A 16,986-nucleotide genomic window follows, 5' to 3' on the forward strand; every position below is an offset into this window, starting at 1 on the left:
AAGGGTCAGCTGCCCTTCTCGACCGACTGGTTCATGACCTGGCAGCCCAATATCCACGCCAGCCTGTTCCTCAACATCCACGAGTACCTGAACAAGGCCGCCGAGATGGACGAGATCGACGTCGTCATCAAGGCCTACCAGCTGTACCTGGAGCAAACCGAATCCCAAGGCCTGGAGCCCCTGCTGTCCGTGACCCGCGCCTGGCGCCTGGTCAAGTTCATCGACAACGGCATGCTGACGATGACCAAGTGCTCCAAGTGCGGCGGCCACTTCGTCAGCCACCCCCACGAGATTTCGCGTCACTTTGTCTGCGGCCTGTGCAACCCACCCGCACGTGCCGGCAAGGGCAAGGCCGCTGGCGCCATCCAGATGCACTGATCTGCCTGGCCCCCGTTTACTGAATTTGTTTTCCTGCGTTAGTTTTCATTGCTTGTCTCCTCCTAGCGGCACTGCACCTGAGTGCCTTCAAACGGGGTCCTTCGGGACCCCGCTTTTTTTGACCTCAAAGGGCCCCGCTGATCCGGGTTTTCCCCTCGCGCCAGGCACCGCACAATGAATGGCGAGCGCAAGTGCCACTTGTGCACGCTCGATCAAGCAGGGAGAGGGCATGGATGTTTACCTGAATCGGACCTTGGAGCTGGGCCAGAAAGTGCCCTATGGCGCCAGTGACTTCAGGCTTCAGGTCAGCCAACACACTTATCACGTGGGCAACCCGGGCCGCTCGGGCGCCAGCTTTCCCGTCAAGCTCAAGGCTGCCGTGTATTGCGGCGAGACCGAGGTGCTCAATCTCGTCGCCGAGGTGCAGCCCGCCACCAAGGCGCAGGACATGGGCTACCTGTTCAAGTACCAGGCGGGCATCGGTCCTCATGAACCCGATCACATCCTGGCCTATATGGGCTCCAACCCGCAGGCCGACCCGGTTGGCGAACTGACCTTCACCGCCGTGGGCGCCTACTTGCAGGATGAAGACGTGCAGGTGGCCTACGAGCACCAGCGCCGTGGCATCGCCACGGCCATGTACCAGCAGGCCGAAGCGCTGACGGGCAAACAGTTTCTCTCCCGTGCCGGTGATGTGCTGACGGTTGACGGCGCGGCCTTCTGGGCTTGCGCTGATCGTCCCTTTGGCGTGGATGCGCTTTACAGCCAGCCCCGTCGGCTGCTGTGGATCAACCTCGCCGACCTGATGGCCGCCCCCTTGAAAGATCTGCCCAAGGTGGTGTTTGACGCGGATCGATTCACCCGATCAGCCACGGGACAGCGCTGCATCGAGATGGCCAACAGCGGTGGAGGCCCCCGAATGGGCCTGCAGGAGGCCCGCACGCGCGGTCTGGTTGCCCGAGGGCATGACGGGCTGGTCGAATCCTTTGTCAACGATCCGCATGCGGCACCCAAGCTGATGCGCAACGTCCAGTGCAGCTCCCAACCACCCGCCCTGGCCCTGTGCAACGCACGCGGCCTGCCGGATAACACGGTCGCCCCGCCACTGGCCTTGCTGACGGAGGAGTCGCGCGAAGAGGTGCTGCACTTCATCGGCCGCTACCTGCATGCACTGGCTGACCTCAACGCCCTGGACGTGCTGCACCCGATGATCCGCACGCTGAGCCGCCAGAGAACCGTGCACCACGAGCGCGGCGACCCGGACAGCATCGAGCGCGCCCTGGAGGTGCGGCGTGTTCAGTGCATCTCGGTCATGACCGACATGCTGGAAAAGGAAGCGGAGTTCCGCGCCAGCAAGATGTGACCGCTGGCGTTTGCAGGCTGCTCAGCCCTTCTTCACCCACTGCTCGATCATGTCCTTGACGGGCTGATCGATCTTGGCAAAGCGTGTACCGATCCTGAACTTGCCGCCCTTGACCACATGGAACATGACCTTCGCATGCAGGCTGGGATAGTGGTACTTGCTGCGGTCGGCAGGGTCGGGCATGGCGATCAGCACTTGCAGCGTCACTCCCTCGGCAAAGGCCCGCTCGCAAACCAGGCCAAGTCCGTCTCCAGAGACATTGATGATGCGCGCATCCATGTAGGACTGCGGCCCCGTCACAACCCTGGCAGCCCAGGACACATTGACTCGCGGAGTTTGGCGAGCATCTGCCGCTTGTTGCGGCGTCGAATCAGTAACAACGGTCACAGCCTACCTCTTTGCTGGGTGAACGCGGTGGCAGCTCATGCTCGGGAGCCACACACCTGATGGGTTTGTTTGCTCCTAGATCGGCAGCCTCCATCAAACCTTAAGTGGCTTGGGTTGTCACTGAAATATCTCTCGCTTTTACCGGATTTATCACTTTGCACCGAATTTGTGCGTTGCCGCAAAAAGCAAGGCCTGCACGCCGCTTTACAGGGAATCCACGCACTTGCGCAGAACACGCTCAGGCCTTAGAAACAGACAAGCGTCAAATACGTCACGGCTTACGCCCCTAAAAGGAGATGCGATGCCCGGTTCCACGCACCATCCGACTTCCATCAGGAAGCGCATCCGCTACCTGACGACCACCGCCTTCGTGCTGACGGCGATCACCGCACTGGCCATTCTGGCCAACGGCCATGTCGTGCATGGGGCCCTGCTGATGCTCGGCGCCACCCTGCTGCTGCCCGGCAGCATCTTCGGGCGCCGCCATCGTCAGCACCTCAGTGAGGCCGCGCTAGCGTCCAGCACATCGGCTCCACCACGCCGTTGGCGCAAGGCGGCCTGACACACGCATTTGTGCTGCCTGCGGCAGTTTTTTCACTTCAGTCCCTGCCTGCTGCTGCCGAAAACGTCGGAAACCGTCATCTCTTGTGACCTTTGGCGCACCGCGTCAATATCCATCGGATGGCGCCCTGTTGCGAACGTGGACGCAGTGGACCATGAACATCCGACATATCCGAATCGGGCAGCGACTGATGCTGGGCTTCGGCCTGGTCATCGCCTTGCTGATGCTGCTGGCCGGCCTGGCCATCCTGCGCATCAACAGTCTCAACAGCGAGATCGGGTCCATGGTCAAGGAGACCTACCCGCGCACGGTCATCGCCAACAAGATGAAGGCGGACCTCAACGACATCTCTCGCAGCATGCTCAGCATCCTGGTGATGTCCGACGGCGATCAGATGAAGGGCGAGGTGGCCAACATCGAGAAGGTCACCAAGCGCAACGACGAGAACCTCGCGCTGCTCAAAGCCAGCGTGCAGGATGCCGATGGGCTGGCGTTGATCAAGACCATCGTGGAGTTGCGCGAACGCGCCATGAAACACCAGGTCTCGTTCATCAACATGATCAACACGGATGAAAAAGACAATGCGCTGACCAAGTACCTGTTTTCGATTCGTTCGCTGCAGACCAAGTACTTCGCGGCCCTGGACAAACTGATCGCCCAGCAGAACGCGCACATGGAAGAGGCTGGCGCCAATTCAGCGGATCAGGCACGCAAGACGGCCTTGTTCATTCTGATCCTGGCTTTGGCGGCCACGGGCCTCAGTGGTGTGGTCGCATTGCTGGCCACCCGCAGCATCACTGTGCCGCTCAACCGGGCCGTGGGTGTGGCCCAGCGTGTGGCCAAGGGCGACCTGAGCAGCACCATCGTGACCAACAGCCAGGACGAAACCGGGCAATTGATGCAGGCCCTGGCCGAGATGAACGCCAGCCTGCAAAGCATCGTGGGCAATGTGCGCCAGAGCACGGAGCAGATCGCGTCAGCATCGACGGAGATTGCGTCGGGCAACCTGGACCTGTCCTACCGCACCGAGCAGCAAGCCGCCTCGCTGCAGGAAACCTCGGCCTCGATGAGCGAGCTGACCAACATCGTCAAGCAAAACGCCGACAACGCTCGCCTGGCCAGTGACCTGGCTCAGTCCGCATCGAATGTGGCGGCAGATGGCGGCTCCGTCGTGGCGCGGGTGGTGGACACCATGGGGGCCATCGACGCCTCCTCACGCAAGATCGTGGACATCATCGGCGTGATCGACGGCATCGCCTTCCAGACCAATATCCTCGCTCTCAACGCCGCCGTGGAAGCGGCGCGGGCGGGCGAACAAGGCCGCGGCTTTGCTGTGGTGGCCGGCGAGGTGCGCAGTCTGGCGCAACGCTCGGCCACCGCCGCCAAGGAAATCAAGACCCTGATTGGCGAATCCGTCGAGAAGGTGGCGCAAGGCGGCCAACTCGTGAACGAGGCGGGCAGCACCATGAACGAGGTGGTGGCCAGCGTCAAGCGTGTGAACGACATCATCACCGAGATCACCGCAGCCAGCCAGTCGCAAAGCCAGGGTATCGAAGCCATCAACCGGTCCATCCACCAGATGGACGGCGTCACTCAGCAAAACGCCGCCCTGGTTGAACAGGCCGCCGCGTCTGCCGAGTCCATGCAGAACCAGGCGACGAACCTGGCTCAAGTTGTCAGCGTCTTCAAGATTGCCAACCCCTAACCGCAAGAGGGCCCTCATGAAACTGTTTACCAAATCCGCACTGGCCACCGCTGTGCTGGGCATGGCCATGACCTTGGCTCAAGCCGCCGAAGTGGCTGGCGTGAAAGTGGAAGAAAGCGCCAAGGTGGGCGGCAAGGAACTGGTGCTCAGCGGTGCCGGGCTGCGCACCAAGACCGTCTTCAAGATCTACGTGCTGGGCATCTACCTGACCAAGAAAGAAACCACCCAGGCCGGCGTGCTGGCCGCGCAAGGCCCCAAGCGCGCCAGGATCCATGTGCTGCGTACGTTGACGGGCGAAGAGTTCGGCGGCGCATTCCTGGCCGGCATCAACAAGAACCTGGACAAGGAAGAGAAATCCAAGTTCGTCAACCAGCTGCTGAAGTTCGGTGAGCTGTTCGAAACCCTGCCACCCCTGCAACCCGGCGACACGGTGATGGCCGACTGGGTCCCTGGTCAAGGCACCATCATCACGATCAACGGCAAGCAGATCATTGAGCCACTGCCTGATCCCGCCTTCTTCAATGCCATCCTGCGCATCTGGTACGGTGACAAGCCCGCCGAAGTGGCACTCAAGCATGCCTTGCTGGGTGAGCCGACCTGATCGGATCACAAGCTGCAGTCAAGGGTGCACCAGGCCATCCATGCGCACGACTTCAAAGTTGCTGCCCTTGACCTGCTCCAACTCTGACACCAGCTTGTCGTTGTTCCAGCGGTCGTCCGGTGCACCGCTGACAAACCAGTTCCCACCGTTGTCCGCCACGATCAGGCCGTAGGTCTTCATGGCAGTCAACAAGGCGCGCGTCTCCTTCGTGAAGGTGGACGGGATCACATAACTGGCCTTGAGGCGCACACGCATGCCCATGGGTGGCAGATTCACGCTGGTGTTGCTGGATGCCCAGTGCGTCGCTGGCGGCACATAGGCCTTGCGAGACGATCGAACCGTGAAGCGCAAGGCGTGCTTGATGCCTCCCGGCCCGGCAGCGGCTTCTTCATAGCGCGCCAATCCAGGGAAGATGGGCAGGCCGGCCGCATCGGCACTGGTCCAACCTGGCTGACCACCTGGGCGCACATCGTTGCCGTCCAGGAAGAAGATGGCGCCGCAATTGGCATTCCAGCTGCCATCAGGGTTGTAGAAGCCGTTACCCAGTTCGTAGAGGCGGTTGTTGTCGCGGTCGATCACCAGTACATGGCGATCGCCGGTGCTGGCACTGCCACCTTCCACAGGCGCATTGGCCGGAACGGGGTAGGGGCCAGGGTCGCTCTCATCGCCGTAGGCCGTCCAGTGCATGGGCACCTTGGGCTGACTGCTGGCAACGACCACGTAGGGAATACCGATCGGGCCTCCGTAGGCCTTTTCCGAACCGAAATCTGGATGCAGCCCTGCATCCAGGCCAATGCTGGTGAGGATGGCGGTGGAGTTCGGATCGACCGGGCTCTTGCTGATGTCCGTGTTCCACGCATTGTCAGCAGGAAAGGGCACGGCACCATTCAAGGAAGCATTGAGGCCCAATGAAGCTCCCCGCAGATTGCCGTACACCGTGGTGGTCACGGCAGGCAAGCTGGTACCGTTTGACTGAGCTGCCGGATCGGCGGACGTTGTGGGTGTGCCACCACCGCCACCTCCTCCACCGCAAGCTGTCAGAGAAGTTGACAAGGCCACGACAACGGCCAACGTGATGTGATGAGTCTTCAACATGGTCGCCCTTGTGGATCCGGTCGGTATCTGTGCCAGCTCATCTGAAGATGCCACGAGAACCTCGTTACAAGACGTCTGGCTTACAAGCCAGACGTAACAGCCCTGCTGGGTCAGGCGTTCACATCCACCACCACGCGCCCGCGCACTTGCCCCTCGATCAGCTTGTGGGCAATCGAGATGGCGTCGCTCAGGCCGATCTGCTGGGTGATCAGGGCCAGCTTGCTCACGTCCAGATCACGGGCCAGACGCTGCCAGGCCTCCAGGCGATCAACACGCGGGCACATCACGCTGTCCACGCCGGCCAGTGTCACGCCGCGCAGGATGAAGGGCGCCACGGTGGCGGGCAGGTCCATGCCGCCAGCAAGGCCGCAAGCGGCCACGGTGCCGCGGTATTTGGTTGACGCGCAGACATTGGCCAGCGTGTGGCTGCCCACCGTGTCCACGGCGCCCGCCCAGCGTTCCTTGGCCAAGGGCTTGCCGGCAGAGGCGAACTCGGCGCGGTCCAGCACCGTGGCGGCGCCCAGGCTCTGCAGGTAGTCGGCCTCTTGCGGGCGGCCCGTCACCGCGGCCACCTGGTAGCCCAGTCTGGCCAGGATGGCCACGGCCACGCTGCCCACACCACCGGCGGCACCGGTCACCAGCACCTCACCCTTGTCTGGCGTGACGCCATGTCGCTCCAGCGCCAACACGCACAGCATGGCGGTGTAGCCGGCCGTGCCAATGGCCATGGCCTGCGCCGGTGTGAAGGCAGCCGGCAGGGGCACCAGCCAGTCGCCATTCAAACGGGCGCGCTGCGCCAGGCCACCCCAGTGGGTTTCACCCACACCCCAGCCATTGAGCACCACCGCATCACCCACCTTGTACTCAGGGTGCGAACTGCTTTCCACCACACCGGCCAGGTCGATGCCCGGCACCATGGGGAACTTGCGCACCACGGGCGACTTGCCGGTGATGGCCAGGCCATCCTTGTAATTGAGCGTGGAATGCGACACGCGCACGGTCACGTTGCCTTCCGGCAGCGCCGCGTCGTCGATGTCCTTGAGCGTGGCCCGGTAGCCCTGCTCGTCTTTTTCAATGAGGATGCCTTTGAACATGCTGAGAGTCTCCTGCTCGCTGGTGAGCCAGGGCCGCAGCATAACCGCGTGCGGCAATGCCGCTTATGCTTGCGGCCATGCTGCAAGTACGCCATCTGTGCAAACGCTACGGCGCCGAACCCGTTTTTTCGCAGGTTGACCTGGATGTCTCGCCCGGCGAATTCGTGGCCATCGTGGGTGAATCAGGCGTGGGCAAATCGACCCTGCTGAACTGCCTGGCGGGGCTGGACACGGTGTCTGAAGGCACGGTGCGCGTGCTGGATACCCCGATCACGCAACTCGATGACCAGTCCCAGGCGCTGTTTCGGCGCCGGCATCTGGGCTTCGTGTTCCAGGCCTTCCATGTGTTGCCGCATCTGGATGTGGCCCAGAACGTGGCCTTGCCCTTGATGCTTTTGGGGGAGCCTGACCTGGCCCGGGTGCAGGCGGCGCTGGAAGCCGTGGGGCTGTCGGAGCTGGGGGCGAGGCTGCCTCAACAGCTCTCCGGCGGGCAGCTGCAACGCGTGGCCATTGCGCGGGCTTTGATCCACCGCCCGGCGCTGATCCTGGCCGATGAACCCACCGGCAACCTGGATCCGGAGACAGCCGAGAAGATCATGACGGCACTGGTCGATCAGACGCGTGCCCATGGCGCGGCCTGCGTGATGGTGACGCACTCGCAAAGCGCTGCCGGCCGGGCCGACCGCGTCATGCGGCTGACGCGCGACGGGCTGCACCATGTCCGCTGAGGCGCAGGGGTATCGCCACAGCACGATGACGTCCCCCGTCTGGCGGCTCTTGCGCAGCTTCTCCTGGCAGGAGTTGCGCCATCACGGTTTGCGCCATGCCACCGCCGTGCTGGCCGTGTTGCTGGGTGTGGCACTGGCCTTCTCGGTGCACCTGATCAATGAATCGGCGCTCAGCGAGTTCAGCGCCGCCGTGCGCTCGGTCAACGGGCAGGCGGATCTGAGCCTGCGTGCCGCCCATGGCGGGCTGGATGAGGCGCTCTACCCCGTCGTGGCTCGCCACCCGCAAGTGGCCCTGGCCAGCCCGGTCATCGATCTGCAGATTCAGGCCAGCAAAGCCGGCAGCCAGGCCAAGGCGCAGACCCTGCGCTTGATCGGGCTGGACCCGCTGGTGGCCGCGCCGATGGCGCCCCTCATGCTGCCGCAACTGGACAAGGACATCGCCGACCGTGACAAGCTCAGCCTGTTTGCGCCGGATGCCATCTCGCTCAATGCGCCTGCCCAGCGTTTGCTGCACGTGCAGCCCGGCGACGTCATCACTGCGCAGGGAGGCGGCCTGAAGCTGGTGCGCCTGCGCGTGGTGGGCAGCGTGGCCGCAGGCGGCAAAGCCATGGGGGTGATGGACATTGCCGGCGCGCAAGATGCCTTCGGCACACCCAGGCAGATCACGCGGCTGGACATCAAACTGGTGGGCGGCGCACAAGCGCAAGAGGTGCTGCGCGCACTGGCCTTGCCGGCAGGCGTCCAGAGCGACTCGGCCGAAGAGGCGGGCCAGCGCGTCTCCAACGTGTCGCGCGCCTACCGGGTCAACCTCACTGTACTGGCGCTGGTGGCCTTGTTCACAGGGGCCTTTCTGGTGTTTTCGATCCTGTCGCTGTCAGTGGCCAAACGGCAGCAGCAACTGGCCCTGCTGGGCGTGCTGGGGTTGAGTGCCCGCGAACGGCTGCAACTGGTGGTCTGGGAGTCGGCCTTCATCGGCTTGATCGGCTCGGTGCTGGGCATCGCCCTGGGCACGGGGCTGGCAGCCGCCGCCTTGCGCGTGTTGTCGGGCGATCTGGGCGGGGGCTACTTTCCCGGCATCACGCCCAGGCTGCAATGGTCTGCCTGGGCCGCGTTGGGCTACGGCGCACTGGGCGTGGTGGCCGCCATGGGGGGGGGGTGGCTGCCAGCGCGCATGGCCCAGCGGCTGGTGCCCGCCCAGGCACTCAAAGGCCTGGGTGATGCGCTGCATGGTGCTGGCCGCTGGTGGCTCGGGCCCCTCCTCTTGCTGCTGGGTGCCGGGCTGACACGCCTGCCGCCCGTGGCTGGCGTGCCGCTGTGGGCCTACATCGCTGTGGCCTGCCTGCTGGTGGGCGGCATCGCCTGTGTGCCGGCTGCCGTGGGTGGTTTGCTGCGCCTGTGGCCACGACGCAGCCTGATGCGGCATGCCGCGCTGATGTTGTCGCTGGAACGTGCCCGGCGCATGCGGCACACGGCCACGGTGGTCATGGCGGGCGTGGTGGCCAGCCTGAGCCTGTCGGTGGCCCTGACCGTGATGGTGGCGAGCTTTCGGGGCTCGGTCACCGCGTGGCTGGACGTCGTGCTGCCGGCCGATCTGTACGCGCGCACATCGAAAACCACAGGCGGCACGGACAGCCAACACCTCACGCCTGCGTTGCTGGGCCGCATCCGGCAGATCCCCGGCGTGCAGCGAGCCGTGGGCATCCGCGTGAGCAATCTGAGCCTGCGTACCGATCAACCTGCGGTGGCGCTGATCTCTCGCCCCGTCGGGCAAGGCGCCGGAGCACCCGAGCGCAGCCTGCCCCTGGTGGGCGAGCTACAGCCCGCGCAGGCTGAGCGCATCAATGTGTTCGTGAGTGAAGCCATGGTGGACCTGTACGGCGCCCGGCCCGGCACCTTGCTGGCCTTGCCGCTGCGCACGGATCAGCCGCCCACGATGGCGCATGTGCGCGGCGTGTGGCGCGATTACGCCCGTCAGCAAGGCGCCATCGTGATCGACGAGGCCGACTACCAGCGCCTGACCGGCGACACCGACATCAATGACCTGGCACTGTGGCTGACCCAGGACGTCCGCACCGCCGATGTCCAGCAAGCGATTCGACAAGGTGCTGCCGCACAAGGCTTGAACGGCGAGCTGATCGAGTTTGCCGAGCCACGCGAAATCCGCCAGACCACCCTGCGCATCTTCGACCGCAGCTTTGCCGTGACCTACTGGCTGCAGGCCGTGGCCATCGGCATCGGTCTGTTCGGCACGGCGGCGAGCTTTTCGGCCCAGGTGCTGACACGGCGCAAGGAGTTCGGCTTGCTCAGCCACCTGGGCTTCACACGCCACCAGATACTGGCCATCGTGGCAGGTGAGGGCGCGGCCTTGAGCAGCGTGGGCGCCTTGCTGGGCCTGGCCCTGGGCATCGCGGTGAGCCTGGTGCTGGTGCACGTGGTCAACCCGCAAAGCTTTCACTGGACGATGGACATGCTGCTGCCCTGGCCCCGACTGGCTGCGCTGTGCGGCAGTGTGATCGCTGCGGGCACGGTCACGGCCTTGCTGGCAGGGCGTGCCGCCGTGAGCCGCGATGCCGTGATGGCCGTGAAGGAAGACTGGTGAACCCGCACGCACCCGACGAAAGAGGCTCAGGATGAACAAGCCGCCCGACAGGCGCCGTCGCCGCCAGCTGCTGATGATGGCCCCGGCCCTGCTGCTGCCGACCTGGGCACGCTCGACATCCCCCGCAGGCCCGCCGCCCGTGATCCGCCCCACGGACGTGCTGCGCTTTCCGCAGGACTTCGGCGCCCACCCCGCCTTCCACACCGAGTGGTGGTACATCACGGGCTCGCTCCAAACCTTGACCGAGCCCGCCCGTACCTACGGCTTTCAGATCACGTTCTTTCGCTCGCGGGTGGACGTGGCCACGCGCAGCCCCAGCCACTTTGCCGCCCGGCAACTCGTGTTTGCGCACACGGCCTTGAGTGACGTCAGCCAGGGCAGATTGCTGCACGATCAACGCATCGCCCGCGAAGGCTTTGGCCTGGCCGAGGCGGCGCAGGACGACACCCGGATCACCTTGCGAGACTGGACGCTCAAGCGGCAGGGCCCGGCCACACAGAGCAGCTACCACAGCCACATCACCGCACGGGACTTCAGTCTCGACCTGCGCTTCAACCAGACCCAGCCCCTGCTGCTGCAAGGCGACGCCGGCTACTCCCGCAAGGGCCCGCACCCCGAACAAGCCAGCCACTACTACTCGCAGCCGCAACTGGCCGTGCAAGGTCAGATCCGGCATCAACAACAGACCGTGCCAGTCAAAGGCAAAGCCTGGCTCGACCACGAGTGGAGCGAATCCCTGCTGGACAAGGAGGCCGTGGGCTGGGACTGGATCGGCATGAACCTGCACGACGGCAGCGCGCTGACCGCCTTCCGGCTGCGTCGCGCCGATGGCAGCACCTTGTGGAGCGGCGGCAGTTGGCGCCGCCAGGGTGAAGCGCCCCGTTCGCTGAAGCCCGACGAAGTGCGATTCACCCCCGGCCGGACCTGGGTGAGCCCGGCCACGGCGGCACGCTACCCGGTGAGCTGGCTGGTGGATGTGGCCGGCACGCGCTACGAGGTGCGCGCCCGCATGGACAACCAGGAGCTCGACAGCCGGCAAAGCACGGGCGGCGTTTACTGGGAGGGCTTGAGCGAGTTGCGCGATGCGCAAGGCCGCTCGGTGGGTTCGGGCTATCTGGAAATGACGGGCTACGTGGCGGCGATGTCGCTGTGAGGCCGGGCCTTTGGATCCGAAGTCTGCAAGCTCAGCGACGCCGAGGCGCTTGCCGCAAAGGCAGATTGGGCGGCGGGTAAGGTGGCAGGGGCCTGCCCAGTTGCTGCAGCGTGGCACGCGCCTGTGCCACACAAGCCTGTTTCTCGGCCTCGCTCATCTTCGTCCAGCCGGTGATGTCGGCCAGGGTGCGGCCGCAGCCCACACACACATCCTGCGCGTTGAGCGTGCACAGACGCACGCAGGGGCTGGCGACGGGCAGAGCGTCAAGACGATCAGGCATGTCGGCAAGCTTAACTCGCCACCGCCTGCGTGGGATGCGTCACTTTCACGAGTTGCCCAGCTGACAGCATGTGCACCTCATCGTCGGGCAACAAGCTGTGCTCCCGGTGCGTGATGATGAATCGACCACATCCCAGGGCGTTGATGGCGGCCTGCACATGGCGCTCGGTCTCGAAATCCAGCATCGAGGTGTACTCGTCGAGCAGCAGGAAGCGCGGCTGTTTGTACAAGGCGCGCGCCAGCAGCATGCGTTGCTTCTGGCCGCCGGAAAGGGTTGCCCCCATGCCTCCCACCAGCGTCTGATACGCCATGGGCATCCGCATGATGTCCTCGTGGATGCAGGCAGACCGGGCGGCCGCTTGCACCTTCTCCATTGAGGCCTCCACATCGTTCATCGCGATGTTGTCGTACAGCGAACAGGAAAAGAGCTGGTCTTCCTGAAACACCGTGCCCATGACGCTGCGCAGGGCCTGTGTGCCGATCCGGTCCACCGGCGTGCCGTTGAGCAGCACCTCGCCTTGCTCAGGTTGCACCTGGCCGGACAGCACCTTGAGCAAGGTGGATTTACCGCAGCCTGACGAACCGATGACCGCCAGCCCCTGCCCCGCATGCAGCGTCAGGTTCACGTCCTTGAGCACAGGCTCTTCGCCGGGGGCATAGCGGAAGGTCACGTTGCGCAGGGCCAGGGTCATGGGCTCGTCGCTCTTCAGGCTGTCCAGCGCATGGGGCGGCGAGGGCACCTCCGGCTCGGACAACACGATGTCAGCCAGCCGCTCCCCTTGCAGCCGCAGCAAACGCAGGTTGATGACACGCTCCAGCAAGTCCAGCGTGCGGGTGAGGAACTGATCCTTGTAGGCCAGGAAGGCCACCAGCATGCCGATGGAAAACTGTTCCTGGATGATCATGTGCGCGGCCAGGTACAAGACCACAGCCTGCTCCACGGCGCCGATCACGCCGTTGACCGCCTGATAGCCGATCGAGATGCGCTGCTGTTTGACATCCGCATTGACCACGCCCACCTGCTGGTTCATCCACCCATTGATGCGCCAGCCAGGCTGCGAGAAGAACTTGATCGCGGCCACGCCCCGCAAGGTCTCCAGCAGATAGGTCTGGGCATTGGCCTCGCGCACGATGCGTTCTTCAGCGGCTTGCCGAAACGGTTTGAACACGGCAAACCGCGTGATCGCATAGAGCAGGGCCACGCCCAAGGCAATCAAACCCAACTTGGGCGCGTAGATGAACATCATGGCCAGGGTGACCATGCTGATGACACCATCGAGCACGGCTTCGACCAGGTTGGTGGTCAAGGTGTCCTGAATGTGGGTGACCGATGAAAAGCGCGACAGCACATCACCCGTGTGCCGCTTGTCGAAGTAGCCCAGCGGCAGCTTGAGCATGTAGCGAAACACATTGGTGCTCGACGACACGCGCCACGACAGGCTGGCGCCCAGCACGATCCAGCTGCGCAGCAAGCGGGTGCCCAGGCTCATCAGGGCCAGCAGGAAGATGGCCATGGCCAGCACGGCCAGCAAGGGCGTGTCACGGGTGACCACCACGTCATCGATGATCCATTGGCTGAGCATGGGCATCAGGATGGCGAACACCTCCAGCACCACCGACAGCAAGGCCATCTGCGCAAACGCCTTGCCCAGGCCCGTCTGGCCGGCAAACAGCATGCGCAGATCGAAAGGCGTTTTCTCTTGCTTGCGTTCGAACTTGGCATTGGGTTGCAACTCCAGCGCCACGCCCGTGAAGTGCGGGCTGGTTTCCTTCATGCTCAGGCGGCGCTCGCCCATCGCCGGATCGACGATGGTGATGCCGTTGGCATCGGCCTTGGTCAGCACCACGAAGTGGTTCAGATCCCAATGGAGGATGCACGGCGTGCTCAGTTGCGGCAGCTCCTCCAGCTCCAGCCGCACGGCGCGCTGGTTGAAACCCAGCGTGTCGGTGATCTCCATCAGCCGGGCCAGCGTGGCGCCACGCGAAGACAACTCGAAGCGGCGGCGCAAAGTCAGCAGATCGGTTTCATGACCATGGGCCGTGGCCACCATGGCCACACAGGCCAGGCCGCACTCGGCCGCTTCCGATTGCAGGATCAGGGGAACGCGCTTGCGAGGCCACAAGGCAAACAGGGAAGGCTTCATCATCCAGCTCAATCAAAGGCGGCCCGTGAAGGCGAACAGCGGGTCCAGCATCCAGCGGTACAAGGGGCGGCGGTCGATCTCGATGTCGGCACTCAAGGTCAGGCCAGGGTGCAGACGCAGCTCCGTGCCGTAGGCCGTGACGGTGTCCTTGTCCAGCGTCACCTTGACCAGAAAGACGGCGCGCCGGTCCTTGTCATCGCCGCCCTGGCTGCTGCGCTGCACCGGCACATCGGTCTGCGACACACTGCGCACCACGCCTCGGTACTGCCCAAAGCGTTGATAGGGGTAAGCGTCATAGCTCACGCGCACCACCTGGCCGGCCTTGATGAAGCCCACTGCCGTGCTGGGCACATACAGCGTGGCTTCCAGAGCCGCTCGCTCGGGCACCACCGAGGCCAACACGCCCGTGGCGCTCAAGGCCTGCCCGGGCGTGGCCATCAGGCCCGACACCACCCCGTCGATCGGGGACTTGATCAGGGTGATGCGCTGGGCGCGCCTTTGCACCTGCTCTTGCTGCAGTGTCAGCAAATCGCGCTCCAGGCCGGAACGGTCCACCCGTGTCTGCCCGGCCACGCGGCGCAGTTCTTCGCCGGCCTGCGCGGCGTCGCCATCGGCGGCCGCTCGCTGACGCTTGAGCGTCTGCAAGCGGGCCTGCTGATCAAGCAACTGTGCGCGTTGCTGCTCGAACTGCAATTCGGAGATGACGCGATCGGCCAGCAAGGGCTGCAGTTGATCGACCATGCGGCGCGAGGTCGCGATCTGCTGCTCCTGCAGGCGGATCTCTTCATTCAAGGTTTCCAGGTCATGGCGTGCATGGCGTATGCGCTCCTCCAAGGCGCTGCGCGTCGCCTGCCCGATCTGCTGCTGCCCTTCGGCCTGGTTCTCCAGGCGCCGATGCTGGGCCAGCAGGTTTTGCTCCAGCAAGGCATCGGTACTGCCCTCATCGCTGAAGCGCTCCAGTGACACTTCGGCGATCACATCACCCGCCTTCACGTGCTGGCCTTCTCTGACCAACACACGCTTGATGATGCCGCCGCCTTGCTGCCCCTGCGCGGGTACGATCAGCGCCACGCCCTGCTGAGCCTGCACAACGCCGCCCACGCGCTCTTTCTTGGTGTACGAACCCAGGATCAACAAGGCCAGCACGGCCAGCGCCAGCCCGACAAAGAACGCGGTCAGGCGAGGCGCAGACACCGGGCGAATGCCCAGGGCCATGCCGTGTGCGTCCTGTTTGGCTGCCAGAGCTTCCTGGCGAAACAGTTCACTGCTCATGGCAGATCTTTCATGACGTGATGAGGACTGGAGAGGGACATCCGCGCCGACAAAGGGGCCACCGTGGCGGCATCCAATTGTTCGGTCTGGCTGAGGATGTCTACCTGCGCCAGCAGCACATTGATGCGTGCACTCACGCTTTGCGAGCGCGTGGCGATGAGCTGTTGCTGCGCATTGAGCAAGTCCAGATTGGAGCGATAGCCCGCGACGAAAGCGCGCTGCAACGCCTCCAGCGTGGCTTGGGCAGTCGTCGCCACTTCGCGCAACGCACGCACCTGGCGTTGGTACTGCGTCAGGCGCTGATAGGCGTCCTGCAACTCGGCCTGGGCGCGTGCCAGTGCGTCATCACGCTCGGCTTCGGCCTTGATCAACAAGGCTGCTGACTCTTGATTACGCGCGGACTGCCTCCCACCGCTGTAAAGCGGCATGCTGAGCTGGACGCCCAGCGTGCGCTCGGTGTAGTTCAGGGTGTCATGGCTGTCTGCTGACTTGGTGATCTGCCTGGCCCGATTGAGCCCGGCTACGGCATCAATGCTGGGATGCCAGGTTTCAGCCCGGCGGGCCTCGATATCCATCCTGGCCGAACGCACCAGGGCTTGCGCCTCCTGCACCGGCAGGCTGCGATCGGGCACACGGGCCAAGGCCTCGTTCAGGGGTTCGACCACAAGGGTGCCACCATCCTCATCCTGTACGCCATGCAGATTCAGACTGGCCACCTGGGGCACGTTCTGCCCCAGCAGCCGGCCCAGCGCCAGGCGTTGAGACTCGTACTGGCCTTGCCGATCATGCAGGTCTGCCTGCAACTGGTCCAGTCGGGTCGCGGTTTCCAGCGTGTCCAGCGAGGTCCCGACGCCGCCCTTCAAGCGCTGCTCATTGACGCGCAACTGCGCCGCCAGGATCGCTTGCTGCTCCCGCATCAGCTCAAGTTGGGCCGCAGCCTCCACGGCCAGCAGATAGGACCGGCTCACGTCGCGCGCGGCGACCATGCGCGCCAACCGTGCCTGCCAGATCGCACGTTCTGCCAGCGCGCTCTGCGCCTGTTCGGTGGCGCGATCGGCGCCATGCCAAAGTGGCACACTGGCCTGCACGCCAGCACTGGAGCTGGGCTTGCGGGTGGTTTCGTACTGGGTACGCAGCTCATCGTGTTGCCATTGCGCGCTCAGATCAAGGCGCGGCATGTAGGCCTGCGCCCACGCTTGCCGAGCCACGCCACCCTGGGCTTGAGCCTGGGCCACGGCTGCCCGCACCAGGCTGGATTGCTGAGCGACCAGCGTCAGCGCCTCCGACCACGACAAGGCGGCGGGGTCGTTCTCTGCGTCCACCTGGCTCGAGCTGCCATGCGCGAAAGGCGGCATCGACACGATAGGGCTCAGGCGCAAACTCATGCCGCGCATGTCCATCCGCTCAGCCATGGCGATCGCACCGGTGGGCCCCACCTCGCCAGCGGCCACGCACAAACGGGAAGCGCCTCCCAGACCGACCAAGACCAGCGCGACGCCTGCCAGGTCAGTCAGATGGTTCAAACGGTTCGAGCTGGCCCGTCCACCAGGGTGCTTTACCAACTTCAACTCACTCACATCGTCATCCAGAAACACGAAACCCATGCGGAGGCCGGAGCCTCGTTCG

15 protein-coding genes are annotated in these 16,986 nt (G+C 64.4%); 8 read left to right on the forward strand and 7 right to left on the reverse strand.

From position 1 onward, the window contains the following. Both HY836_RS13520 and HY836_RS13525 read left to right on the forward strand, forming a co-directional pair. Positions 1–378: FlhC family transcriptional regulator (locus HY836_RS13520; RefSeq protein ID WP_290676680.1), on the forward strand; the 378-nt coding region annotated here is incomplete at its 5' end. Between the two features lie 229 nt (positions 379–607). After that, positions 608–1,741 carry a hypothetical protein gene (locus HY836_RS13525; RefSeq protein WP_290676681.1) on the forward strand — a complete coding sequence of 378 codons (1,134 nt, stop codon included), beginning with the start codon at positions 608–610 and terminating at the stop codon, positions 1,739–1,741. 21 nt (positions 1,742–1,762) lie between these two features. Here HY836_RS13525 and HY836_RS13530 read toward each other — a convergent pair whose 3' ends face one another. Further along, the gene (locus HY836_RS13530; protein WP_290676682.1) at positions 1,763–2,128 is read right to left on the reverse strand and encodes a PilZ domain-containing protein; all 366 of its coding nucleotides are present in this window, start codon (positions 2,126–2,128) and stop codon (positions 1,763–1,765) included. Between the two features lie 301 nt (positions 2,129–2,429). Between HY836_RS13530 and HY836_RS13535 the strand changes: the two genes are divergently transcribed. From HY836_RS13535 to HY836_RS13545, 3 genes are all read left to right on the forward strand, one after another. Next, positions 2,430–2,690 carry a hypothetical protein gene (locus tag HY836_RS13535; RefSeq protein WP_290676683.1) on the forward strand — a complete coding sequence of 87 codons (261 nt, stop codon included), beginning with the start codon at positions 2,430–2,432 and terminating at the stop codon, positions 2,688–2,690. A 154-nt stretch (positions 2,691–2,844) separates the two neighbouring features. Beyond that, positions 2,845–4,395 carry a methyl-accepting chemotaxis protein gene (locus HY836_RS13540; protein ID WP_290676684.1) on the forward strand — a complete coding sequence of 517 codons (1,551 nt, stop codon included), beginning with the start codon at positions 2,845–2,847 and terminating at the stop codon, positions 4,393–4,395. A 16-nt stretch (positions 4,396–4,411) separates the two neighbouring features. Continuing rightward, positions 4,412–4,996 (forward strand): chalcone isomerase family protein, encoded by a 585-nt coding sequence (locus HY836_RS13545; protein WP_290676685.1) that lies wholly within the window; start codon positions 4,412–4,414, stop codon positions 4,994–4,996. A gap of 18 nt (positions 4,997–5,014) precedes the next feature. On the opposite strand, the gene HY836_RS13550 is transcribed toward HY836_RS13545, so the two are convergent. After that, a complete protein-coding gene (locus tag HY836_RS13550; RefSeq protein WP_290676686.1) occupies positions 5,015–6,091 on the reverse strand; it encodes a hypothetical protein in 1,077 nt (358 codons plus the stop codon). 110 nt (positions 6,092–6,201) lie between these two features. Further along, positions 6,202–7,185, reverse strand: coding sequence for an MDR family oxidoreductase (locus HY836_RS13555; protein WP_290676687.1), 984 nt, complete (start codon positions 7,183–7,185; stop codon positions 6,202–6,204). A 77-nt stretch (positions 7,186–7,262) separates the two neighbouring features. Between HY836_RS13555 and HY836_RS13560 the strand changes: the two genes are divergently transcribed. Genes HY836_RS13560 through HY836_RS13570 form a run of 3 tightly spaced genes read left to right on the forward strand, consistent with a single transcriptional unit; the run spans position 7,263 to position 11,665 of the window. Beyond that, positions 7,263–7,913, forward strand: a complete 651-nt coding sequence (locus tag HY836_RS13560) for an ABC transporter ATP-binding protein (protein ID WP_290676688.1) — start codon at positions 7,263–7,265, stop codon at positions 7,911–7,913. Positions 7,914–7,938: 25 nt separating this feature from the next. Next, on the forward strand, positions 7,939–10,512 hold the full coding sequence (locus HY836_RS13565) for an FtsX-like permease family protein (RefSeq protein ID WP_290676689.1): 2,574 nt from the start codon (positions 7,939–7,941) through the stop codon (positions 10,510–10,512). A gap of 31 nt (positions 10,513–10,543) precedes the next feature. Further along, positions 10,544–11,665, forward strand: coding sequence for a carotenoid 1,2-hydratase (locus HY836_RS13570; RefSeq protein ID WP_290676690.1), 1,122 nt, complete (start codon positions 10,544–10,546; stop codon positions 11,663–11,665). Positions 11,666–11,696: 31 nt separating this feature from the next. Here HY836_RS13570 and HY836_RS13575 read toward each other — a convergent pair whose 3' ends face one another. From HY836_RS13575 to HY836_RS13590, 4 genes are read right to left on the reverse strand one after another with little or no spacing between them, the layout of a single operon-like run. After that, positions 11,697–11,945, reverse strand: coding sequence for a DUF1289 domain-containing protein (locus HY836_RS13575; RefSeq protein ID WP_290676691.1), 249 nt, complete (start codon positions 11,943–11,945; stop codon positions 11,697–11,699). Between the two features lie 10 nt (positions 11,946–11,955). Further along, positions 11,956–14,088, reverse strand: a complete 2,133-nt coding sequence (locus HY836_RS13580; protein ID WP_290676692.1) for a peptidase domain-containing ABC transporter — start codon at positions 14,086–14,088, stop codon at positions 11,956–11,958. A 12-nt stretch (positions 14,089–14,100) separates the two neighbouring features. Further along, complete coding sequence (locus HY836_RS13585; RefSeq protein WP_290676693.1) at positions 14,101–15,360, reverse strand: HlyD family efflux transporter periplasmic adaptor subunit; 1,260 nt, start codon at positions 15,358–15,360, stop codon at positions 14,101–14,103. Next, positions 15,357–16,964, reverse strand: a complete 1,608-nt coding sequence (locus HY836_RS13590) for a TolC family protein (protein ID WP_290676694.1) — start codon at positions 16,962–16,964, stop codon at positions 15,357–15,359. The genes HY836_RS13585 and HY836_RS13590 overlap by 4 nt, the downstream gene beginning before the upstream one ends. Positions 16,965–16,986 lie beyond the last annotated feature (22 nt).

It is taken from the genome of Aquabacterium sp. (assembly GCF_016234775.1).
Classification (GTDB): domain Bacteria; phylum Pseudomonadota; class Gammaproteobacteria; order Burkholderiales; family Burkholderiaceae_C; genus Aquabacterium.

Bases quoted from the DNA above. Each gene is read 5' to 3' on its own strand.
- HY836_RS13525 (WP_290676681.1), top strand. From the start codon at position 608: ATGGATGTTTACCTGAATCGGACCTTGGAGCTGGGCCAGAAAGTGCCC.
- HY836_RS13535 (WP_290676683.1), top strand. From the start codon at position 2,430: ATGCCCGGTTCCACGCACCATCCGACTTCCATCAGGAAGCGCATCCGC.
- HY836_RS13540 (WP_290676684.1), top strand. From the start codon at position 2,845: ATGAACATCCGACATATCCGAATCGGGCAGCGACTGATGCTGGGCTTC.
- HY836_RS13545 (WP_290676685.1), top strand. From the start codon at position 4,412: ATGAAACTGTTTACCAAATCCGCACTGGCCACCGCTGTGCTGGGCATG.
- HY836_RS13550 (WP_290676686.1), bottom strand. From the start codon at position 6,091: ATGTTGAAGACTCATCACATCACGTTGGCCGTTGTCGTGGCCTTGTCA.
- HY836_RS13555 (WP_290676687.1), bottom strand. From the start codon at position 7,185: ATGTTCAAAGGCATCCTCATTGAAAAAGACGAGCAGGGCTACCGGGCC.
- HY836_RS13560 (WP_290676688.1), top strand. From the start codon at position 7,263: ATGCTGCAAGTACGCCATCTGTGCAAACGCTACGGCGCCGAACCCGTT.
- HY836_RS13565 (WP_290676689.1), top strand. From the start codon at position 7,939: ATGACGTCCCCCGTCTGGCGGCTCTTGCGCAGCTTCTCCTGGCAGGAG.
- HY836_RS13570 (WP_290676690.1), top strand. From the start codon at position 10,544: ATGAACAAGCCGCCCGACAGGCGCCGTCGCCGCCAGCTGCTGATGATG.
- HY836_RS13575 (WP_290676691.1), bottom strand. From the start codon at position 11,945: ATGCCTGATCGTCTTGACGCTCTGCCCGTCGCCAGCCCCTGCGTGCGT.
- HY836_RS13580 (WP_290676692.1), bottom strand. From the start codon at position 14,088: ATGAAGCCTTCCCTGTTTGCCTTGTGGCCTCGCAAGCGCGTTCCCCTG.
- HY836_RS13585 (WP_290676693.1), bottom strand. From the start codon at position 15,360: ATGAGCAGTGAACTGTTTCGCCAGGAAGCTCTGGCAGCCAAACAGGAC.
- HY836_RS13590 (WP_290676694.1), bottom strand. From the start codon at position 16,964: ATGGGTTTCGTGTTTCTGGATGACGATGTGAGTGAGTTGAAGTTGGTA.